Source organism: Paracoccus benzoatiresistens (assembly GCF_026913015.1).
In the GTDB taxonomy this organism is placed as follows: Bacteria; Pseudomonadota; Alphaproteobacteria; order Rhodobacterales; family Rhodobacteraceae; genus Paracoccus; species Paracoccus benzoatiresistens.
The window spans coordinates 190,735-212,621 of record NZ_JAPTYD010000002.1 but is presented as its reverse complement, the minus strand read 5'-3'; the positions used below and the strand labels follow the sequence as shown (position 1 = coordinate 212,621).

At 66.2% G+C, this 21,887-nt stretch carries 20 protein-coding genes and 1 tRNA gene; 17 read left to right on the top strand and 4 right to left on the bottom strand.

The window, feature by feature from the left end; all coding sequences use genetic code 11:
• Nucleotides 1-109: 109 nt before the first annotated feature.
• From OU682_RS03075 to gltB, 5 genes are all read left to right on the top strand, one after another.
• On the top strand, nt 110-1,096 hold the full coding sequence (locus OU682_RS03075; protein ID WP_268940590.1) for a complex I NDUFA9 subunit family protein: 987 nt from the start codon (nt 110-112) through the stop codon (nt 1,094-1,096).
• On the top strand, nt 1,096-1,899 hold the full coding sequence (locus OU682_RS03070) for an undecaprenyl-diphosphate phosphatase (RefSeq protein WP_371832195.1): 804 nt from the start codon (nt 1,096-1,098) through the stop codon (nt 1,897-1,899). The genes OU682_RS03075 and OU682_RS03070 overlap by 1 nt, the downstream gene beginning before the upstream one ends.
• A 151-nt stretch (nt 1,900-2,050) precedes the next feature.
• Nucleotides 2,051-3,547 (top strand): NAD(P)-dependent oxidoreductase, encoded by a 1,497-nt coding sequence (locus OU682_RS03065; RefSeq protein WP_268940589.1) that lies wholly within the window; start codon nt 2,051-2,053, stop codon nt 3,545-3,547.
• A gap of 10 nt (nt 3,548-3,557) precedes the next feature.
• A complete protein-coding gene (locus tag OU682_RS03060) occupies nt 3,558-4,268 on the top strand; it encodes a hypothetical protein (RefSeq protein ID WP_268940588.1) in 711 nt (236 codons plus the stop codon).
• On the top strand, nt 4,265-8,803 hold the full coding sequence (gene gltB / locus OU682_RS03055; RefSeq protein ID WP_268940587.1) for a glutamate synthase large subunit: 4,539 nt from the start codon (nt 4,265-4,267) through the stop codon (nt 8,801-8,803). Before OU682_RS03060 ends, gltB begins: the two co-directional genes overlap by 4 nt.
• Nucleotides 8,804-8,954: 151 nt before the next feature.
• Here the strand turns inward: gltB and OU682_RS03050 are convergent.
• A tRNA-Lys gene (locus tag OU682_RS03050) sits at nt 8,955-9,030 on the bottom strand.
• A gap of 86 nt (nt 9,031-9,116) precedes the next feature.
• Between OU682_RS03050 and dapF the strand changes: the two genes are divergently transcribed.
• Together dapF and mtaB are read left to right on the top strand one after the other, a co-directional pair.
• Nucleotides 9,117-9,956, top strand: a complete 840-nt coding sequence (gene dapF / locus OU682_RS03045) for a diaminopimelate epimerase (RefSeq protein WP_268940586.1) — start codon at nt 9,117-9,119, stop codon at nt 9,954-9,956.
• Nucleotides 9,953-11,206, top strand: a complete 1,254-nt coding sequence (gene mtaB, locus OU682_RS03040) for a tRNA (N(6)-L-threonylcarbamoyladenosine(37)-C(2))-methylthiotransferase MtaB (protein WP_268940585.1) — start codon at nt 9,953-9,955, stop codon at nt 11,204-11,206. The genes dapF and mtaB overlap by 4 nt, the downstream gene beginning before the upstream one ends.
• Before the next feature lie 15 nt (nt 11,207-11,221).
• Here mtaB and OU682_RS03035 read toward each other — a convergent pair whose 3' ends face one another.
• Nucleotides 11,222-12,058 carry a universal stress protein gene (locus OU682_RS03035; protein ID WP_268940584.1) on the bottom strand — a complete coding sequence of 279 codons (837 nt, stop codon included), beginning with the start codon at nt 12,056-12,058 and terminating at the stop codon, nt 11,222-11,224.
• Nucleotides 12,059-12,259: 201 nt separating this feature from the next.
• Here OU682_RS03035 and ccoN point away from each other — a divergent pair, with 201 nt between their 5' ends.
• The 4 genes from ccoN (at nt 12,260) to ccoP (ending at nt 15,838) form a co-directional block, all read left to right on the top strand.
• Entirely contained in the window at nt 12,260-13,864 is a 1,605-nt protein-coding gene (ccoN, locus tag OU682_RS03030) for a cytochrome-c oxidase, cbb3-type subunit I (protein ID WP_268940583.1), read from the top strand.
• Between the two features lie 13 nt (nt 13,865-13,877).
• A complete protein-coding gene (ccoO, locus tag OU682_RS03025; protein WP_268940582.1) occupies nt 13,878-14,603 on the top strand; it encodes a cytochrome-c oxidase, cbb3-type subunit II in 726 nt (241 codons plus the stop codon).
• 9 nt (nt 14,604-14,612) lie between these two features.
• A complete protein-coding gene (locus OU682_RS03020; protein WP_268940581.1) occupies nt 14,613-14,801 on the top strand; it encodes a cbb3-type cytochrome c oxidase subunit 3 in 189 nt (62 codons plus the stop codon).
• 164 nt (nt 14,802-14,965) lie between these two features.
• A complete protein-coding gene (gene ccoP / locus OU682_RS03015; RefSeq protein ID WP_268940668.1) occupies nt 14,966-15,838 on the top strand; it encodes a cytochrome-c oxidase, cbb3-type subunit III in 873 nt (290 codons plus the stop codon).
• A gap of 242 nt (nt 15,839-16,080) precedes the next feature.
• On the opposite strand, the gene OU682_RS03010 is transcribed toward ccoP, so the two are convergent.
• Together OU682_RS03010 and miaB are read right to left on the bottom strand one after the other, a co-directional pair.
• Complete coding sequence (locus tag OU682_RS03010; RefSeq protein ID WP_268940580.1) at nt 16,081-16,443, bottom strand: hypothetical protein; 363 nt, start codon at nt 16,441-16,443, stop codon at nt 16,081-16,083.
• Between the two features lie 230 nt (nt 16,444-16,673).
• Complete coding sequence (miaB, locus tag OU682_RS03005) at nt 16,674-18,005, bottom strand: tRNA (N6-isopentenyl adenosine(37)-C2)-methylthiotransferase MiaB (RefSeq protein WP_268940579.1); 1,332 nt, start codon at nt 18,003-18,005, stop codon at nt 16,674-16,676.
• A gap of 62 nt (nt 18,006-18,067) precedes the next feature.
• On the opposite strand from miaB, the gene OU682_RS03000 reads away from it, so the two are divergent.
• From OU682_RS03000 to OU682_RS02975, 6 genes are all read left to right on the top strand, one after another.
• A complete protein-coding gene (locus tag OU682_RS03000; RefSeq protein WP_268940578.1) occupies nt 18,068-18,394 on the top strand; it encodes a TfoX/Sxy family protein in 327 nt (108 codons plus the stop codon).
• 56 nt (nt 18,395-18,450) lie between these two features.
• A complete protein-coding gene (locus OU682_RS02995; protein WP_268940577.1) occupies nt 18,451-19,080 on the top strand; it encodes a TetR/AcrR family transcriptional regulator in 630 nt (209 codons plus the stop codon).
• The gene (locus OU682_RS02990; protein WP_268940576.1) at nt 19,077-19,541 is read left to right on the top strand and encodes an SRPBCC family protein; all 465 of its coding nucleotides are present in this window, start codon (nt 19,077-19,079) and stop codon (nt 19,539-19,541) included. Before OU682_RS02995 ends, OU682_RS02990 begins: the two co-directional genes overlap by 4 nt.
• Nucleotides 19,542-19,551: 10 nt before the next feature.
• Nucleotides 19,552-19,974: a VOC family protein gene (locus OU682_RS02985; RefSeq protein WP_268940575.1), complete on the top strand. Its 423-nt coding sequence runs from the start codon at nt 19,552-19,554 to the stop codon at nt 19,972-19,974.
• Nucleotides 19,971-20,441 carry a VOC family protein gene (locus OU682_RS02980; RefSeq protein WP_268940574.1) on the top strand — a complete coding sequence of 157 codons (471 nt, stop codon included), beginning with the start codon at nt 19,971-19,973 and terminating at the stop codon, nt 20,439-20,441. Before OU682_RS02985 ends, OU682_RS02980 begins: the two co-directional genes overlap by 4 nt.
• Before the next feature lie 67 nt (nt 20,442-20,508).
• Nucleotides 20,509-21,873: an aminotransferase gene (locus tag OU682_RS02975; RefSeq protein WP_268940573.1), complete on the top strand. Its 1,365-nt coding sequence runs from the start codon at nt 20,509-20,511 to the stop codon at nt 21,871-21,873.
• Nucleotides 21,874-21,887 lie beyond the last annotated feature (14 nt).

The window sequence follows — 21,887 nt, the reverse complement described above, 5'->3', positions numbered from 1 at the left end:
CTTCTCCGGTGCCCGTTCGGCCCTGCAAAGCCCGGCCTGTCCGCCTTGTCGCGCCGCGCGGCCTTCGGTATGGAGCAGGCAGCATCGGCATGAAGGAGGCGAGACGCCCATGGCGAAACTGGTCACGATTTTCGGCGGGTCGGGCTTTCTGGGCCGGCAGGTCGCGCGCCTGATGGCCAAGCGGGGCTGGCGCGTCCGCATCGCCGTCCGCCGCCCGGACGAGGCGCTGTTCACCCGTACCTATGGCAGTGTCGGCCAGGTCCAGCCGGTGATGTGCAACATCCGCGACGAACTGTCGGTGCGGGCCGCCATGTCCGAGGCCGATGCGGTGGTCAACTGCGTCAACATCCTGTCCCCCAAGGGCAAGAGCAACTTCAAGTCCGTCTTCGAGCAGGGGGCCGAGAACATCGCCCGCATCTCGGCCGAGATGGGCGTGGCGCGGATCGTCCATGTCTCGGGCATCGGGGTCGATGCCGCTTCGGACAGCGCCTATGTCGCCGGCAAGGCACGGGGCGAGGCCGCGGTGCTGAAGCACCGTCCCGATGCGGTGATCCTGCGCCCCTCGGTCATGTTCGGCCCGGACGACAAGTTCTATAACCGCTTTGCCGCGATGACGCGGCTTGGCCCCGTGCTGCCGATCGTCGGCGGCAAGGTGCGGATGCAGCCGGTCTTCGTCGATGACGTGGCGCTGGCGGCCGTCAAGGGCGCCACCGGCGAGGCCGCGCCCGGCATCTATGAGTTGGGCGGGCCGGACGTGCTGACCATGAAGGAGATCATGGGCCAGGTTCTGAAGGCGACCATACGCCGCCGGGGGCTGGTCAACATGCCCTTCTGGCTGGCGGGCATCGGCGCGCGCGTGCTGGGCATCCTGCAGTTCGTAACGGGAGGGCTGTTCACCAATTCGGTCCTGACGCGCGACCAGCTGGCGCTGCTGAAACGGGACAACGTGGTCTCGCCGGATGCCAGGGGCTTTGCCGATCTGGGCATCCAGCCGGTCGCGGCGGATGCGGTGATCGACCAATACCTGTGGCGCTTCCGCCCGTCCGGGCAGTACGAGGCGATCAAGCGGTCTGCCAAGAACCTGCGCACCCACTGATGGAGCCAAATACCATTGTCGCGGCCGTCCTCGGGATTCTCGAAGGACTGACCGAGTTCATTCCCGTGTCCTCGACCGGGCATATCCTGCTGGCCGGCCATTTCATGGGCTTCGATTCGCCCGGCCGCACCTTCGAGGTGCTGATCCAGTTGGGCGCGGTGCTGGCGATCCTGGGCGTCTATGCGACGCGAATCCTGCAGATCCTGGCGGCAGCCCCGCGTGACGCGGATGCACGGCGCTTTGTCGCGGCGGTGCTGCTGGCCTTCGCGCCCGCGGTGGGGGTGGGCGTGCTGGCGCATGACTTCATCAAGACGGTGCTGTTCGAAACCCCGATGCTGATCGCTGTCATGCTGATCCTGGGCGGGGTGGTGCTGCTTTGGGTGGACCGGACGGCGCGGCACCCGGTCTATACGCGGGCCGAAGATTTTCCCTTGTCGATGGCCTTCAAGATTGGCCTGATCCAGTGCCTGGCGATGATCCCCGGCGTGTCGCGATCGGGCGCCACCATCGTCGGCGGGCTGCTTCTGGGCGCGGATAAGCGTTCGGCCGCGGAATTTTCGTTCTTTCTGGCCATGCCGACCATGCTGGGGGCATTTGCCTATGACCTTTTCAAGAATCGTGACATCCTGGATGCCAGCGCCCTCGGCAACATCGCCGTGGGCTTTGTCGCAGCCTTTGTCAGCGCCCTGATCGTCGTGCGCTGGCTGCTGGGCTATGTCTCGAAGCATGGCTATGCCCTGTTCGGCTGGTGGCGGATCATCGTGGGAGGCGTTGTTCTGGCAGCGCTTTTGGCAGGTAGGTAAGGAAGGATGACCTAATATCTGGCTGCGTGGCGCAGAAATTAAAGCGCTAAGCGGGAAATAACCGGTTTAGGTCAGTCTTGCTGACTTTTCATCTTTATGCCCTTGGTTTATTGGGGCTGCGGAAGTTCCTGTTATTGGAAGGTGCGCAGCGATGGCCACGCAGAAGATGCTCAAGTTCGTCTCGACCCCGCGCGAGATGCCCGAGAAACGTTCGGCCGCGGAGCGCAGCGAGGACTTCCACGAGATCTACCGCGAATTCGCGGCCGCCAAGGCGGCCGAGCAGGCCAGCCGCTGCAGCCAGTGCGGCGTGCCCTATTGCCAGTCACATTGCCCGCTGCACAACAACATCCCCGACTGGCTGCGCCTGACGGCCGAGGGGCGCCTGTTCGAGGCCTATCAGGTCAGCCAGGCGACCAGCACCCTTCCCGAGATTTGCGGCCGCATCTGCCCGCAGGACCGCCTGTGCGAGGGCAACTGCGTGATCGAGCAGTCGGGCCACGGCACCGTCACCATCGGCGCGGTGGAAAAGTACATCAACGACACCGCCTGGGAGCAGGGCTGGATCAAGCCCGTCCAGCCAGATCAGGAACGCGCTGAATCGGTCGGCATCATCGGTGCGGGTCCCGGCGGCCTGTCCGCGGCGCATATGCTGCGCGCGCGGGGCTTCCAGGTCACCGTTTACGACCGCTATGACCGGGCGGGCGGGCTGATGACCTATGGCATCCCCGGCTTCAAGCTGGAAAAGGACGTGGTCCTGCGCCGCAACCGGTGGCTGGAGGAGAGCGGCGTCGAATTCGTGCTGAACTGCAACGTGGGCGAGGATATCAGCTTCGACGCGATCCGCGGCAAGCATGACGCGGTTCTGATCGCGACGGGCGTCTACAAGACCCGCGACCTGGACATCGACAACGCCAATGCCGGCGGCGTGGTGCGGGCCATCGACTATCTGACGGCCTCGAACAAGGTCGATTTCGGCGACGAGGTTCCCGATTTCACCGACGGCGAGCTGAACGCCAGGGGCAAGCGCGTCATCGTCGTGGGCGGCGGCGACACCGCCATGGACTGCGTGCGCACCGCGATCCGCCAGGGCGCGCTGTCGGTCAAGTGCCTGTATCGCCGCGACCGCGCCAACATGCCGGGCTCGCAGCGCGAGGTCCAGAACGCCGAGGAAGAAGGCGTGGAATTCGTCTGGATGTCGGCGCCGGGCAAGTTCATCGGCCATGTCACCGGCGACTTTGCCGCCAACCAGGAAGCCGACGTGGACGGCCCCGTGCGGACCGTGACGCAGATCGCCTCGGTCGGCATCCAGAAGATGCGCCTTGGCGCGCCGGACGTGACGGGTCGCCAGTCGCCCGAACTGATCGAGGGCGCCGATTACGACGAGCCCGCCGACCTGGTGATCAAGGCCCTGGGCTTCGAGCCCGAGGACCTGCCCAGGCTGTGGGGCGTGGATGGGCTGGAGGTGACCCGCTGGGGCACGATCAAGGCCAATTTCCAGACCCACCACACCAGCCTGCCCGGCGTCTTCGCGGTGGGCGACATCGTGCGCGGTGCAAGCCTGGTCGTCTGGGCGATCCGCGACGGGCGCGAGGCCGCCGAATCCATCGCCGGTTACCTGACCGGCGAGGCGCGCGTGGCCGCGGAATGAGGATGGGGCGATGATGCGCAGGATCATCGCGATACCCGGAGCGGCGCTGGCCTTGCTGGCCGCGCTGCCCGGTCACGCCGCAAGCTTCACCCCGCCTCAGGGCTGCCGGCTGGAAGCCACGGTCCAGAACCGCGGCTGCTCGGTCGTGCAGTATTACCGCTGCGACGCCGATCCCGCGGGCGACCAGCGCAGCGCGATCTTTGGCGAGGACGGGCTGCGGCACCTGTCGCGCATCGATGCCGAAACGCGTTGGATGGAAAGCAGCGACCCGAATACCGGTCTGGTCGATGTGCTGGTCGAGCGGTCCAAGGATCACGCGAGCTTCCAGACGCTGCTGAAGACGGGCACCGACGATTTCGACTTCTGGACCGAATCCAATACCGGCGAACGGCTGCGCCACGTGGGCCAGGATGTCCTGACCGGCGAGAGTGCGGTGATCGACGGCCAGGAGCTGGAGCTGACCCGCTTTCAGCTGAAGACCTATGGCGCAGACGGCGAACTGCTGATCGAACGCAGCGGCCAGCAGTTCGTCAGCCGCAAGACGGGCCGCTTTTACGGCGGGATCGAAACCCAGTCCGACTGGACCGGCCAGCGGCAGGAAACCAATGACAGCCCCGTCACCTTCGCCTTTCCGGGCGAGAAAGGCTTCGGGGACACCACACCGCAATACGACTGCGATCAGTTGCTGACGCAGCTTACCGACGAAAGGGTCCGCTCATGAGCAAGGATTGGCAGCAGGAAGAACAGGCCCGTCGCGACTGGATGGCCAAGAACAGCCTGTATCGCGAGGATGACGAGCATTCGTCCTGCGGCGTGGGCCTGGTGGTCAACATCGGCGGCAAGGCCAGCCGCAAGGTGGTGCAGGCGGGGATCGACGCGCTGAAGGCGATCTGGCACCGCGGCGCGGTCGATGCCGATGGCAAGACCGGCGACGGCGCGGGCATCCATGTGCAGATCCCGGTCCCCTTCTTCTATGACCAGGTGCGCCGCACCGGCCACGAGCCGGATCAGAACAAGCTGATCGCCGTGGGCCAGGTCTTCCTGCCGCGCACCAACTTCGCCGCCCAGGAAGCCTGCCGGACCATCGTGGAATCCGAGGTCCTGCGCATGGGCCACTATATCTACGGCTGGCGCCACGTCCCGGTGAACACCTCCGTGCTGGGCGAAAAGGCCAACGCCACCCGCCCCGAGATCGAGCAGATCCTGATCCGCTGCGAAAAGGACATCGACCAGGTCCGGTTCGAGCGTGAGCTTTACATCATCCGCCGCCGCATCGAACGCGCGGCCATCGCGGCGCAGGTCGCGGGCCTTTACTTCTGCTCGCTGTCCTGCCGGTCGATCATCTACAAGGGCATGATGCTGGCCGAACAGGTGGCCGAATTCTATCCCGACCTGAAGGACGAGCGCTTCGAGTCGGCCTTCGCCATCTATCACCAGCGCTATTCGACCAACACCTTCCCGCAATGGTGGCTGGCGCAGCCCTTCCGCATGCTGGCCCATAACGGCGAGATCAACACGCTGAAGGGCAACCTCAACTGGCTGCGCAGCCACGAGATCCGCATGGCCTCCAGCGCCTTCGGCGACATGGCCGAGGACATCAAGCCGATCGTGCCGGCAGGATCGTCGGATTCGGCCGCGCTGGATGCGGTGTTCGAGGTGATGGTGCGGTCGGGCCGTTCGGCGCCGATGACCAAGACCATGCTGGTCCCGGAAAGCTGGTCCAAGGCCACCACCGACATGCCCAAGGCCTGGGCCGACATGTATGCCTATTGCAACGCCGTGATGGAGCCCTGGGACGGCCCCGCCGCCCTGGCGATGACCGATGGCCGCTGGGTTTGCGGCGGGCTTGACCGCAACGGGTTGCGGCCGATGCGCTATGTCGTGACCTCGGACAACCTGCTGATCGCCGGATCCGAGGTCGGCATGGTGCCGGTCGACGAGATGAACGTCCGCGAGAAGGGCGCGCTTGGCCCCGGCCAGATGATCGCCGTCGATATGTGGGACGGCAAGCTTTATCACGACAGCGCCATCAAGGACCGCCTGGCGGGCAGCCAGCCCTTCGGCGAATGGATCGAGAAGGTCGTGGACCTGAACGACATCATGCGCGAACTGCCCGAGCAGGTGCATTTCAGCGGCGAGGAACTGCGCCGCCGCCAGACCGCCGCGGGCTATACCCTGGAGGAGCTGGAGCACGTCCTGTCGCCCATGGCCGAGGACGGCAAGGAATCCATTGCATCCATGGGCGACGACACGCCGCCGGCGGTCCTGTCGAACCAGTACCGCCCGATGAGCCATTTCTTCCGCCAGAACTTCAGCCAGGTCACGAACCCGCCGATCGACTCGCTTCGCGAAACCCGGGTGATGTCGCTCAAGACGCGGTTCGGCAACCTCAAGAACGTGCTGGATGAATCGAGCAGCCAGGCCGAGATCCTGATCCTGGAAAGCCCCTTCGTCGCCAATGGCGAATTCGCGGAAATGACCCGCATGTTCGGCGAGGCGGTGACGCGGATCGACTGCACCTTCCCCGATGGCGCGGGGACCGAGGCCCTGGCCGAGGGGCTGGCCCGCATCCGCGCCGAAGCCGAGGATGCCGTGCGTTCCGGCGCGGGCCATCTGGTGCTGACGGACGAGGCGCAGGGGCCTGATCGCGTTGCCATGCCGATGATCCTGGCGACCAGCGCCGTCCACAGCTGGCTGACCCGCAAGGGGCTGCGGACCTTCTGTTCGCTGAACGTGCGGTCGGCCGAATGCATCGACCCGCATTACTTCGCCGTGCTGATCGGCTGCGGCGCGACCACGGTGAACCCCTACCTGGCCCAGGATTCGATCCAGGACCGGATCGAGCGCGGCCTGCTGCCCGGCACCCTGATCGACAACATGCGCCGTTACCGCGATGCGGTGGACGCGGGCCTGCTGAAGATCATGGCGAAGATGGGGATCTCGGTCATCTCGTCCTATCGCGGCGGTCTGAACTTCGAGGCCGTGGGCCTGTCCCGCGCGATGGTGGCCGAATATTTCCCCGGCATGCACAGCCGCATCTCGGGCATCGGGTTGCACGGGCTGCAGTCCGACCTTGAGGAGCTGCACGACAAGGCCTTCCACAGCGGCCATGTGGATCTGCTCCCGGTCGGCGGCTTCTACAAGATGCGCCGCTCGGGCGAGAAGCACGCTTGGGAAGCCAGCACCATGAAGCTGCTGCAGGTGGCCTGCGACAAGGCGTCCTACGATGTCTGGAAGCAATACAGCGCCGCCATGCGGGCCAACCCGCCGATCCACATCCGCGACCTGCTGGACATCAAGCCGCTGGGCAAGCCGGTCCCGATCGAGGAAGTCGAATCGATCACCTCGATCCGCAAGCGCTTCGTGATGCCGGGCATGTCGCTGGGGGCCTTGTCGCCCGAGGCGCACATGACGCTAAACATCGCGATGAACCGCATCGGCGCCAAGTCCGATTCGGGCGAGGGCGGCGAGGATCCGGCGCATTCGCACCCGCTGCCCAATGGCGACAACCCCTGCGCTAAGATCAAGCAGGTCGCCTCGGGCCGCTTCGGCGTCACCGCCGAATACCTGAACGCCTGCGAGGAACTGGAGATCAAGGTCGCCCAAGGGGCCAAACCCGGCGAGGGCGGGCAGCTGCCCGGCATGAAGGTCACCGACCTGATCGCGCGCCTGCGCCATTCGACCAAGGGCGTGACGCTGATCTCGCCTCCGCCGCATCACGACATCTATTCGATCGAGGATCTGGCGCAGCTGATCTATGACCTGAAGCAGATCAACCCGCGCGCCAAGATCACGGTGAAGCTGGTGGCATCCTCGGGCGTGGGCACCATCGCGGCGGGCGTGGCCAAGGCCAAGGCGGACATCATCCTGATCTCGGGCCACAATGGCGGCACCGGGGCCAGCCCCGCGACTTCGATCAAGTTCGCGGGCCTGCCCTGGGAGATGGGCCTGACCGAGGCGCATCAGGTCCTTGCCATGAACCGCCTGCGCGAACGCGTGACGCTGCGCACCGACGGCGGCCTGCGCACCGGCCGCGACATCGTCATGGCCGCAATGATGGGGGCCGAGGAATACGGCATCGGCACCGCCGCCCTGATCGCCATGGGCTGCATCATGGTCCGCCAGTGCCAGTCGAACACCTGCCCGGTGGGCGTCTGCACGCAGGACGAACGCCTGCGCGCCATGTTCACCGGCAGCGCCGACAAGGTGGTCAACCTGATCACCTTCTATGCGCAGGAGGTCCGCGAGATCCTGGCCTCGATCGGCGCGCGCAGCCTGGACGAGGTGATCGGCCGCGCCGACCTGCTGACCCAGGTCAGCCGGGGCGCCGCGCATCTGGACGACTTGGACCTGAACCCGCTTCTGATCACGGTCGATGGGGCGGAGAAGATCGTCTATGACCGGTCCAAGCCCCGCAATGCCGTGATGGACACGCTGGACGCCGAGATCGTCAAGGACGCCGCCCGCTTCTTCGAGGATGGCGAGAAGATGCAGCTGTCCTATGCGGTGCGGAACACGCTGCGCACCATCGGCACCCGCACGTCGTCGCTGATCGTGCAGAAGTTCGGGATGCGCAACAACCTGCAGCCCGACCACCTGACGATCCGCCTGACGGGATCGGCGGGGCAGTCGCTGGGCGCCTTTGCCGCGCCCGGGTTGAAGATCGAGGTGTCGGGCGACGCCAACGACTATGTGGGCAAGGGCCTGTCGGGCGGCACCATCGTGGTGCGTCCGCCGATGGCAAGCCCGCTGGTGGCTGCGAACAACACGATCATCGGCAACACGGTCCTTTACGGCGCGACGGATGGCTATCTGTTCGCGGCGGGCCGCGCGGGCGAACGCTTCGCCGTCAGGAACTCGGGCGCCAAGGTGGTGATCGAGGGCTGCGGGTCGAACGGCTGCGAATACATGACCGGCGGCGTCGCGGTGATCCTTGGCCGGATCGGCACGAACTTCGGCGCGGGCATGACCGGCGGCATGGCCTACCTGTATGACCCGAACGAGGTGGCGCGCGACTACATCAACCCGGAAACGCTGGTGATGTGCGCTGTCACGAAGGAGCATTGGGAAAACCAGCTGAAAGGCCTGATCGAACGGCACCTCAAGGAAACCGAATCCCGCCGCGCGGCCGAGATCCTGGCGGACTGGGATGTCGAGAAGACCAACTTCCTGCAGCTTTGCCCCAAGGAAATGCTGGCGCACCTGCCGCATCCGATCATGGATGTCGAGGAGCCGGCGGCCGTCCCGGCCGAGTAGGCCGGGTTCCCAAGCCAGATACCGGGCGCGCAGCAATGCGCGCCCGTTTGCATTTGGCGGGCCGGTGGACGGCGGGCAGGGAAGGGGATGCCGGGCGTTCGGACAAAAAATCAGGGCCTGGGCATTTCGGCCCAGGCCCTTGATGTTGTGATGGTGAGCCCGACAGGATTCGAACCTGTGACCCACTGATTAAAAGTCAGTTGCTCTACCAACTGAGCTACGGGCCCAACATGGGGGGCTTACTAGGGGGGGCTGCCGGGAGCGTCAAGCGGAAAAATCATCGGCACTGGCGGAAATTTTCCGCAGCGATTATATGCCCCGCATGAACAGCATTCCCGCGACCAGCCTGCCCTTCATGAAGATGCATGGGCTTGGCAACGATTTCGTCGTTCTCGACCTGCGCGCCGGCGGTGAAGTGCCGGCGGCGGGTGTGATCGCGCGCATCGCCGACCGCAATCGCGGGGTGGGCTTCGATCAGTTGGCGATCATTCAGGATGACGAAAGCGCCGATGTGCGGCTGCGGTTCTGGAACGCGGACGGCTCGCCCAGTTCCGCCTGCGGCAATGCCACGCGCTGCATCGCGCGCCATGTCATGGACCAGACCGGCCGCGACCGGCTGAGCCTGCGCACCGATCACGGCCTCCTGCTGGCCGAGGATGCGGGCAACGGCCTGACGCGCGTCAACATGGGTCCGCCCGTTCTGGACTGGCGGGCGATCCCGCTGGCGCGGGACGTGGACATCGACCACCTGCCGATCGAGGGCGATCCTGTCGCAACCGGGATGGGCAACCCGCATGTGACCTTTTTCGTGGACGACGCGGCAGCGGTCGATCTGGCCGCCTTCGGCCCCGCGATGGAGCATCATCCGCTTTACCCGCAGCGCACCAATGTCGAGGTCGTGCAGGTCGTCTCGCGCGACGAGATCATCCTGCGCATCTGGGAACGCGGCACCGGGCCGACGCTGGCCTCGGGGTCATGTTCCTGCGCGGCGGCGGTGGCCGCGGCCCGGCGTGGGCTGACCGGGCGGCGCGTCGCCGTGAACGTGCCAGGGGGCGTGCTGCATATCGACTGGCGCGACGACGGCGTCTGGATGGAAGGGCCGACGGCGCATGTCTTTTCGGGCGTGCTGACCCCGGAATGGCTGTCGCAATGAGCGCGCCGGTTTTTTCCACCCTGGGCTGCCGCCTCAACGCCTATGAGACCGAGGCGATGCGCGAGATGGCCGAGGCCGCGGGCCTGTCCGGCGCCGTGGTGGTCAACACCTGCGCCGTTACCGCCGAGGCCGTGCGCAAGGCCCGCCAGGAGATCCGCCGCCTGGCGCGCGAAAACCCCGGCGCCCCGGTGATCGTGACCGGCTGCGCCGCCCAGACCGAGCCCGAGACCTTCGCCGCCATGCCCGAGGTCACGCGCGTGATCGGCAATCACGAGAAGATGCAGCCCAAAACGTGGCAAAGCCTGCGCGCGCCCGACCTGATCGGCGAGACCGAGAAGATCCGCGTCGACGACATCATGTCGGTCAAGGAAACGGCGGGCCACCTGATCGACGGCTTCGGCCGTCACCGTGCCTATGTCCAGGTCCAGAACGGCTGCGACCATCGCTGCACCTTCTGCATCATCCCCTTTGGCCGCGGCAATTCGCGGTCGGTGCCCGCGGGCGTGGTCGTCGAACAGATCAAGCGCCTGGTGGGCCGTGGCTTCAACGAGGTCGTGCTGACCGGCGTAGACCTGACAAGCTGGGGCGCCGACCTGCCGGGCACGCCACGCCTGGGCGATCTGGTCATGCGGATCCTGCGGTTGGTGCCCGACCTGCCGCGCCTGCGCATCAGCTCGATCGATTCGATCGAGGCGGACGAGAACCTGATGCTGGCCATCGCCACCGAACCCCGCCTGATGCCGCATCTGCACCTGTCCCTGCAGGCGGGCGACGACATGATCCTGAAGCGGATGAAGCGCCGCCACCTGCGCGACGATGCGATCCGCTTCTGCGAGGAGGCCCGCCGCCTGCGCCCCGACATTGTCTTCGGCGCCGACATCATCGCGGGCTTCCCCACCGAAACCGACGCGATGTTCGAGAACAGCGTGAAGCTGGTCGAGGATTGCGGGCTGACCTTCCTGCATGTCTTCCCCTTCTCGCCCCGCAAGGGCACGCCCGCCGCGCGGATGCCCGCGGTGAAAGGCCCGGTGATCCGCGACCGCGCCGCCCGGCTGCGCGCGGCAGGCGAGGCTGCCCTGCGCGCGCATCTGGACCGGCAGGTCGGCCAAATGCATCGCGTCCTGACCGAAGGCCCGCGCCTTGGCCGGACCGAGCAGTTCACCGAGGTGGCCTTTGCCAGCGACCAGCCCGAAGGCGCGCTGATGGATCTGCGCATCGCGGGCCATGACGGGGCGCGGCTGCTCGCCTGAACCGGCCGCGGCCGTTCAGCGGGCCATGAAGACCGGCACGCGCGCCTTTTCCAGCATGTTGCGCGTCGCCCCGCCCAGGATGGCCTGGCGGAAGCGCGAATGGCCATAGGCGCCCATCACCACCAGGTCGGCGGCGATCTCGGTCGCGCGGCGGTTCAGCTCGTCGCTGATCGTGGCCGCCGTGCGCGCCAGCACGGTGATGTCGGCATGAACGCCATGGCGCGTCAGCAACTGCGCCAGGGGCGCGCCCGGTTCCGTCCCGTCGGCGCTGCGGCGCGGGTCGATGATCGTGATCTCGACCGAGGCTGCGGCCCGCAGCAGGGGCAGGGCGCGGCGCACGGCGGCCAGCGCCTCCAGCGACTGGTTCCAGGCCACCAGCACCTTTCCCGGCGGATCGGCGGGCAGGTCGTTTCCCGGCAGCACCAGGATCGGGCAGCCGCCCTCGAACAGCGCGGCCTCGACCACGGCCTCGGCCTCTCCGGGCGCGTCCTCGCCATAGGGGCGGCCAAGAACCGTCAGGTCGGAAAAGCGGGCGCGCATGCCCACAAGGTTCGCGATGCCGCCGATCTGGGCCACCACGGCCTCGGAGGACCAGCGGAGGTCGCCAAAGCGGGCCAGGTGATGGCGCACGGTCTGGTCCAGCGATTCGGCCTGTTCCATCGCCATGTCGATGGCGTCCTGAAAGGCATAGGGCGTGCCGCCCGGAAAGTAGTAACCCACCTGCGTATGATCGAGACCAAGGCTCAGCACCGACAGGTGGCCATCCTCGCGCGCGGCCAGGGCGGCTGCCGCATCAAGCTGGGGCAGTTGCCGCTGGTCGGACAGGATGGTGAGGATGCTCTTGTAACCCATGACGGACTCCTCTGGTCAGGTTGGGGGCAGCATGGCGCTGTTGCCGGCCTGCGGCCTTGATCGGAATCAAACCGCCGGATTTGACGCAGATCAAGGTTCCGTGTCGTCCCGTTCCCTTATCTCCGATCCCAACGAGGAGGCCATCCTTGCGGCGATTCGCGCTGCCCGGCTCCCTTTGATGAAGGAACGCGGATAAAAGCCATGTGGAATTATGTGAAGCTGATCTTGCTGGGTCTCATCGCCCTGGCAGCCGCGATCGGCGCGAACCTTGCGCGCGATCCGGCCTATATGGTCAACGCTCTGGTCGTCATGCTTGTGGCGGCGGGAATGTTCGTCTGGGCCCTGCGCCGGGTCGATGAGCCGGTGCGCGCGGTCGATACCTCGCAATACATGGACGATGTGGTCCGCTTCGGCGTGGCCGCAACGGCGTTCTGGGGCGTTGTCGGTTTCCTGGTCGGCGTGGTCATCGCCTTCCAGCTGGCCTTCCCGGCGCTGAACCTGTCGGACCTGACGCAGGGCTACACGAACTTCGGCAAGCTGCGCCCGCTGCACACCTCGGCGGTGATCTTTGCCTTCGGGGGCAACGCGCTGATCGCGACCTCGTTCTATATCGTGCAGCGCACCTCGGCCGCGCGGCTGTGGGGCGGCAACCTGGCCTGGTTCGTCTTCTGGGGCTACAACCTGTTCATCGTGCTGGCCGCGACCGGTTATATCGCGGGCGCCACGCAGTCCAAGGAATACGCCGAGCCCGAATGGTATGTGGACTGGTGGCTGACGGTGGTCTGGGTGGCCTATCTGGCCGTGTTCCTGGGCACCGTGATCAAGCGCAAGGAACCCCATATCTACGTCGCAAACTGGTTCTACCTGGCCTTCATCGTGACCATCGCGATGCTGCACATCGTCAACAACCTGTCCGTGCCGGTCAGCATCTTCGGATCGAAGTCGGTCCAGGTCTTCTCGGGCGTGCAGGACGCGATGGTGCAGTGGTGGTATGGCCACAACGCCGTGGGCTTCTTCCTGACCGCGGGCTTCCTGGGGATGATGTACTACTTCATCCCGAAGCAGGCCGAGCGCCCGGTCTATAGCTACAAGCTGTCGATCATCCACTTCTGGGCACTGATCTTCCTTTATATCTGGGCGGGTCCGCACCACCTGCACTATACCGCGCTGCCCGACTGGGCCTCGACGCTGGGGATGGTGTTCTCGATCATGCTGTGGATGCCCTCGTGGGGCGGCATGATCAACGGCCTGATGACGCTGTCGGGGGCCTGGGACAAGCTGCGCACCGACCCGATCCTGCGCATGATGGTGGTGTCCGTCGGCTTCTACGGCATGGCGACCTTCGAGGGCCCGATGATGTCGATCAAGGCCGTCAACTCGCTGAGCCACTATACCGACTGGACCATCGGCCACGTCCATTCCGGCGCCCTGGGCTGGAACGGCATGATCACCTTCGGCGCGCTGTATTACCTGACGCCGCGCCTGTGGGGCCGGGAACGCCTCTACAGCCTGTCGCTGGTCAGCTGGCACTTCTGGTTGGCGACCATCGGCCTGGTTCTCTACGCCGCCTCCATGTGGGTGTCGGGCATCATGGAAGGCCTGATGTGGCGCGAGGTCGATAGCCAAGGCTTCCTGGTCAACGCCTTCGCCGACACCGTGCAGGCCAAGTTCGCGATGAACGTGGTGCGCGCCCTGGGCGGGGTCCTCTACCTCGTCGGCGGGATCATCATGGCCTATAACCTCTGGGCCACCGTGGCCCGCCAGCCCAAAGCCCATTCGACGGCCATCGCCGTGCCGGCCGAATAAGGGAACGCGAGCCATGCAAATTCTTGAAAAACACAAGATCCTTGAAAAGAACGCGACGCTTCTGCTGATCTTTTCCTTTATCGTCGTGACCATCGGCGGCCTGGTCCAGATCACCCCGCTGTTCTACCTGGAAAACACCATCGAGAAGGTGGAGGGGGTCCGCCCCTACACCCCGCTGGAACTGGCCGGGCGCGACGTTTATGTCCGCGAGGGCTGCTATGTCTGCCACAGCCAGATGATCCGCCCGATGCGCGACGAGGTCGAGCGTTACGGCCATTACAGCCTTGCGGCGGAATCCATGTATGACCACCCGTTCCAGTGGGGGTCCAAGCGCACCGGCCCGGATCTGGCCCGGGTGGGGGGGCGCTATTCGGACGAATGGCACCTGGACCACCTGCGCGACCCGCAGTCGGTGGTGCCGGAATCCATCATGCCGCAATACGGCCACTTGATGAACCGGATCATCGGCCCGGAATATGTTCAGGACCGTGTCGAAACCGATGCCCTGGTGGGCGTGCCCTATTCGGACGAGATGATCATGGCTTCGGTCGAGGATTTCCGGGCGCAGGCCGATCCGAACGCCGATGCGGAAGGGCTGCAGGAACGCTATCCGGGCGCGCAGCAGCGCAACTTCGACCGGCAGCCGCAACTGACGGAAATGGACGCCCTGATCGCCTATCTGCAGGTGCTTGGCACGATGGTCGATTTCTCGGCCTTCGAACCCGACGCCTCGCGGTAAGGGGGGCATATGGAAACCTACAGCTTCTTGCGCGGTCTTGCAGACAGCTGGGCGCTGCTGCTGCTGGTGCTGTTCTTCGTGGGCGTGATCCTGTTCGTGTTCCGCCCGGGCGCCAGAAAGGCACAGAAGGATGCCGCCGAAAGCATCTTCCGGCACGAGAACCGACCCGCCGAGTCGGATGAGAAGGAGGGCCGGTGATGGCCGACAGTGACAAGGACAAGCCGGTCGATCCGCACCTGGATCCCACCAATCCCGACAACCGGCTTTCGGTCCAGCGGCGTGCAGCCGACAGCGAGCATGCCGCCAAGATCCTGGGCGAGATCCCCGAACGTTCCCGGCCCGACCAGCCGGTCGCCCCCCGGATGCGCAAGAAGGCCGGCAAGGGCCTGGTGAAAGAGGTCGGCTCGACCGGGCATGAATGGGACGGGATCACCGAATACGACAACCCGATGCCCCGCTGGTGGCTGTGGACCTTTTACGCCACGATCATCTGGGCGGTAGGCTACATGGTCGCCTATCCGGCCGTTCCGCTGGTCAACCGCGCAACCCAGGGATTGCTGGGCACCGACTATCGCCAGGAGGTCGCAGCCGAGATCGAGCGGTTCGACCAGGCCAATGCCGCCATCCAGACCCGCCTGGCCGAGGTCGAGCTGGCCGAGATCCCGGCCGACTCGGAACTGCTGAACTATGCCACCAACGCCGGCGGCGCGATCTTCCGCACCTGGTGCGCGCAATGCCACGGTTCCGGCGCGGGCGGCGCGCGAGGCTATCCGAACCTGCTCGACAACGACTGGCTGTGGGGCGGCACGCTGGAGGATATCCACCTGACGCTGCAGCACGGCATCCGCGATCCGAAGGACGGCGACACGCGCTATTCGGAAATGCCGCATTTCGGCACCGACGGCATCCTGGACCGCGCGCAGATCGACCAGGTCGTGAACCATGTGCTGTCGCTGTCCGACCAGCCGCATGAGGCCGGCAAGGCCGCGGCGGGCGCCCAGGTCTTTGCCGACAACTGCGCGGCCTGCCACATGGAGGACGGCACCGGCGACCGGACGCAGGGCGCGCCCAACCTGGCCGACGCGGTCTGGCTTTACGGCGACGACCACGCGACGCTGACCCGCATCGTCAGCGAAGGCCCCTTCGGCGTGATGCCGGCCTGGAACACGCGCCTTTCCGAGGCCGAGATCCGCGCCGTCGCCACCTATGTCCACGGTCTGGGCGGGGGGGAATAATCCCCGCCCGGACCCCCCGAGCTTTCGCCGCGTCCATCACCGCTGGCGAAAGAGACCGGCCCCCCTGTCCTGTTCGCGCGTTCCTGGGGGCCGGTCTTTCATCATAGCGCCGTCGTCGCATGGGGCGACATCCCGGCGTCCTGAGCTTTCGTGTCGTCCCATCGGCCCGAAAGAGGCCGACCCCTGCTTGTTCGCGCGTTCCCGGGGGTCGGCCGCCCTGCTTGCCTGACAGGAAGGGGGCATCAGCCCGCCTCGTCCCCCGCCAGCGCCACCTGCGCGTGCTGGATCACGGTCCAGTCTTCATGCGCCCGGCGCCGATAGACCGAGGTGCAGGCCGCCTGGAAGCGCGTGTCGCCCTTTGCCGCCCTGACACGATAGCCGACAACGATCACCCCTTCCTCGGGGCGGGATATGGCGGTGTCGGAAAACGTGACCTCGTCCCATTCCGGCGTGCCGCTGACGGCCTGGACTGCGGCCTCGCCGCGGAACAGGTGGGGCCTGTGGCTCAGCGCCATGATGCATTCGGGATCCACCCGTTCGTGATAGCGCTCGTCCGAGGCGCGCCAGAGACTTTCCTCGAAGTTCCAGACCCGATCGTCGTCCATCCTGTTCTCCTCGCCTGATGCGTCAGGCTTAACCGCGCCCGGGGGGCGGGGTTCCGGGAAGGCAGGGGATTCCCGAATGGCGGTGTGGTGGTTGAACAGGCGGGACAAGGAAACGCATGCGTTTTCCCGCCTACGAACGCGACAGCCCCGTGGTGGCGGGGCCAAGGCTTTCGAAGCCAGGCGGTGCGAGTGGCGTGGCCTTCGCCGGCCGGGCGCGGCCCTGCAGCAGCCTAGGCCACCAGTTCCCCATGCAGCGAATTCGCGGCGCTTTCGACGATGCGCACCTGGACCAGGTCGCCGACCTGCGCCTGCGGGGCGTCCACGAAGACCGAATGGAGGTAATCCGACTTGCCGATCATCTGGCCCGCCTTCCGGCCCGGTTTTTCGAACAGCACGCCAAGGGTGCGCCCGACCATGCCTTCCTGCGCGGCCTTCTGCTGTTTCGTCAGCAGGGCCTGCAGCTCCTGCAGGCGTTCGTCGGCGACAGGGCCGTCCACCTCGGGGCGTTCATAGGCCGGGGTGCCCGGGCGGGGCGAGTACTTGAAGCTGAAGGCGGTGCCAAAGTTCACCTCGGCCACCACGCGCAGCGTGTCCTGGTGGTCCTGGTCCGTTTCCCCCGGAAAGCCCACGATGAAGTCGCTGGTCAGCATGATGTCGGGCCGCGCCTCGCGGATGCGGTCGATCAGGCGCAGGTATTGCGCCGCCGTATGCTTGCGGTTCATGGCCTTGAGGATCCGGTCGCTGCCCGACTGCAAGGGAAGGTGCAGATAGGGCATCAGCTGCGGAATGTCGCGATGCGCCGCGATCAGGTCGTCGGCCATGTCGTTCGGGTGGCTGGTGGTATAGCGGATGCGGTCCAGCCCCTCGATCTCGGCCAGCGCGCGGATCAGGCGGCCAAAGCCCCATTCGCCCTCCGAGCCCAGGCCATGCCAGCCGTTCACGTTCTGGCCCAGCAGCGTGATCTCGCGCACGCCGCGATCCACCAGGTCGCGCGCCTCGCGCAGGATGCGGTCCACGGGGCGGCTGACCTCGGCCCCGCGCGTATAGGGGACGACGCAGAAGGCGCAGAACTTGTCGCAGCCCTCCTGCACGGTCAGAAAGGCCGCGGGCGCGCGACGGGTGGCGCGGCGGGCGGGCAGGTGGTCGAACTTGTCTTCCTCGGGGAAGTCGGTGACGATCGCGGGCGCCTCGCCGCGCACCATCGCGGGCAGGCGGTGATAGGTCTGGGGACCCACCACCAGATCGACCAGCGGCATCCGGCGCACGATTTCCTCGCCCTCGGCCTGGGCCACGCAGCCCGCGACGCCGATCTTCAGGTCCGGCTTCTCGGCCTTGAGCGGCTTCAGGCGCCCCAGGTCGGAATAAAGTTTCTCGGCCGCTTTCTCGCGGATATGGCAGGTGTTCAGCAGGACCATGTCGGCGTCGGCCTGATCCTCGGTCAGGACATAGCCTTCCGCGCCCATGGCCTCGGCCATGCGCTGGCTGTCATAGACGTTCATCTGGCAGCCATAGGTCTTGATGAACAGTTTTTTCACTGCCGGGGGATTGGCTTGGTCGGTCATGCCGTGCTGTCCTTGGGGATCGCGTGCTGATACAGCAAACACGAGCGTTTGGAAAGCAGGCCATGGACAGCGACCTGACGACGATCACCAATATCGGCCCGGCGACGGCCAGGGCACTGATCGCCGCGGGCGTGCCCGATGCCGCCACCCTGCGCCGGATCGGCGCGCACGCGGCCTATCGCGCGCTGCTGGTCGCGGGCGAGCGGCCCCATTTCATCGGCTATTACGTTCTGGCGATGTCCCTGCAGGGCCGCCCCTGGAACGACTGCCGGGGCGCGGAAAAGGCCGACTTGCGCGAGCGCTTCGATTCGCTGGTGGCCGAGGTTCGCGCCGCCCCCTTGTCGGGGATCGAGGCGGAACTGGACATGATCGGGCTGCGCCACCGTTGATCCGGCTGGATTTCCTTTGGTTGCCGAACATACCGACTGGTTGGTATGATACACCCATGGCACGCAGGACAAACACCGATCCCGACAAGGGCGACGCACGGACCAGGCTGCTGGAGGCCGCCCGCGACATCGTGCGGCGGCAGGGCTTTGCCGCCACCAGCGTCGATCAGCTTTGCCGCGCGGCGGGGGTGACGAAGGGGGCCTTCTTCCACCACTTCCCCAGCAAGGAAGCGCTTGGGGTGGCCGCCGCGCAGCACTGGTCGGAAACCACCGGCGCGCTGTTCGCGCAGGCGCCCTATCACGACCACCCCGACCCTCTGGACCGGGTGCTGGCCTATGTGGATTTCCGCCGCGACATCATCGCGGGCGGGGTCGAGGAATTCACCTGCCTGGTCGGCACCATGACCTCGGAAGCCTATCACGCCCATCCGGCGATCAGGGCTGCCTGCGCCGAGTCGATCTTCGGCCATGCCGCGACGCTGGAAGCCGATCTTGCCGCCGCCATGGCTGCACGCAAGGTGGCGGGCTTCACCGCCGCCAGCCTTGCCGCCCATATGCAGGCGGTCCTGCAAGGCGCCTTTGTCCTGGCCAAGGCGGCGGATGACCCCGCCCTGGCCACTGGCAGCGTCGATCATCTGAAGCGCTACCTGATGCTGCTGTTCAAACCGAGGGAGGAGACGACATGAAAGATCTGCCGAACGAACTGGTCCTTGACCGCGAGCTGGACGCGCCCCGCGCCGCCATCTGGCGCTGCTGGTCCGAGCCCGCGCTGCTGGAGCAATGGTTCTGCCCCAAGCCCTGGCATGTCACCGATGCGGTTCTTGACCTGCGCCCCGGCGGCGAATTCTCCACCACCATGCACGGCCCGAATGGCGAGGAGTTCCCGAACACCGGTGTCTTCCTGGAACTGGTGCCCGGCGAAAGGCTGGTCTTCACCGACGCCTTCGCACCCGGCTGGATCCCGTCGGGCAAGCCCTTCATGGCCGCCCATGTGACCTTCGAGGACGCGGGCGACGGCAAGACCCGCTATGTCGCCCGCGCGCTCCACTGGACCGCCGAGGCCCGGCAGGAACACGAGGCCATGGGCTTTCACCCCGGCTGGAACGCGGCGGCCGACCAGCTGGAATCCCTGGCGAAGACTTTGTGAGGAGGGCGCGATGAAACCGACCATCTATCTGTTCTTCAAGGGCAACTGCCTGGAGGCGATGACCCACTACGCCGAAACGCTTGGCGGCAAGGTCACGGGCGTCTTCCGCAACGGCGACGCACCCGCCGACAGCCGGATGCCGGGCGGCGACGACCTGGTCATGAACATGGCCGTGGACCTGGACGGCAGCCTAGTGATGGCCTCGGACAATCCCGAGGGCATGTATGACCGGCCGCAAGGCTTTTCCGTGACGGTCGAGACGCCCTCGGCGCCGGAATTCGACCGGGTCTTCGCGGCGCTGTCCGACGGGGCCGAGGCGATCGCCATGGCGCCCGGCGAGACCTTCTGGGCCGAACGCTTCGCGATGTTCCGCGACCGCTTCGGCATTCCATGGATGCTGTCCTTCACCGGATCGAAAGGGGCGCAGCCATGAATGCCAAGGTCAAGGCCTGCTTCTGGTTCGACGGGCAGGCGGCGGAGGCGGTGGATTTCTATGTCTCGCTGCTGCCCGACAGCCGCATCGACGCCATCAGCCATTATGTCGAGGAAATGGGCCTGGCGCCGGCCGGAACCGTTCTGGCCATCGACTTCACCCTGGCCGGGACGCCCTTCCAGGCGATCAATGGCGGGCCCGAGTTCCAGCTGTCCGAGGCCGCGTCCATCAGCATCGCCACCAGGGATCAGGCGGAAACCGACCATCTTTGGGATGCGCTGATCGGGAATGGCGGCACGCCCTCGAGATGCGGCTGGCTGAAGGACCGCTTCGGCATGTCCTGGCAGATCACGCCGGCGCGGGCGACCGAGCTGCTGGCCGGCCCGCAGGCGGGCAAGGTCTGGCCCGTGTTCTTCACGATGTCCAAGATCGACCTCGCCCCCCTGGAGGCTGCCGCGAGGGCATGAGCCGCCCCCATTGAACGCCTTCATCGGCCCGGCTAGCCTGCGGGCACACCTGTCGATGGAGGCACCGATGAACAAACCGCAAAGCTGGGAAGCCCGCGCCGACGCCTATTCGCTTTATGGCTTCACGGACCTGCCCAGCGTCGCAAGCCGTGGCGCGGTCGTCCTGACCCATGGCGAGGGACCCTATGTCGTCGATGTGAACGGCAGGCGCTACCTGGACGCCAATTCCGGGCTGTGGAACATGGTCGCGGGCTTCGACCACAAGGGCCTGGCCGAGGCCGCCAAGGCGCAATACGACCGCTTTCCCGGATACCACGCCTTTTTCGGCCGGCTGTCCGACCAGACCGTGATGCTGTCGGAAAAGCTGGTCGAGGTATCCCCGTTCGAGCGCGGCAAGGTGTTCTACACGAACTCGGGGTCCGAGGCGAACGACACCATGGTCAAGATGCTGTGGTTCCTGCACGCCAGCGAGGGCAAGCCCGAGCGCCGCAAGATCCTGACGCGCTGGAACGCCTATCACGGTGTCACGGTGATTTCGGCCTCCATGACCGGCAAGCCCTATAACGAGGTCTTCGGCCTGCCGCTGCCAGGCTTCATCCACCTGACCTGCCCGCATTACTGGCGCTATGGCACCGAGGGCGAGACCGAGGAGCAGTTCACCGCCCGCCTCGCGCGCGAGCTGGAGGACACGATCCTGCGCGAAGGCCCCGACACCATCGCGGGCTTCTTTGCCGAGCCGGTGCAGGGCGCGGGGGGCGTGATCCCGCCCTCGCAGGGCTATTTCCAGGCGGTGCTGCCGATCCTGAGGAAATACGGCATCCCGATGATCGCGGACGAGGTGATCACGGGCTTCGGGCGCACCGGCAACACCTGGGGCTGCCTGACCTATGACTTCATGCCCGACGCGATCATTTCGTCGAAGAACCTGACCGCGGGGCTGTTCCCGATGGGCGCGGTGATCCTGGGGCCGGATCTGACCGACCGGCTGCAGGCCGCCATCGACCGGATCGAGGAATTTCCGCATGGCTTCACCGCCTCGGGCCACCCGGTCGGCTGCGCCATCGCGCTGAAGGCCATCGACGTGGTGATGAACGAAGGGCTGGCCGAGAACGTGAAACGCCTCGCCCCCCGGTTGGAGGCCGGTCTGCGCGCCATCATGGATCGCAGCGACCATATCGGAGAATTGCGCGGCGTGGGCTTCATGTGGGCGCTGGAGGCCGTGCGCGACAAGGCGACCAAGACCCCGTTCGACTCCAGCCTGTCGGTCAGCGAACGCATCGCCAATGCCTGCACCGACCTGGGTCTGATCTGCCGCCCGCTGGGCCAGTCCATCGTGCTCTGCCCGCCCTTTATCCTGACCGAGGCGCAGATGGACGAGATCTTCGACAAGCTGGAACGGGCGCTGAAGAAGGTCTTCGCCGAGGTCGCGTGACCGCCTGGGGCGCC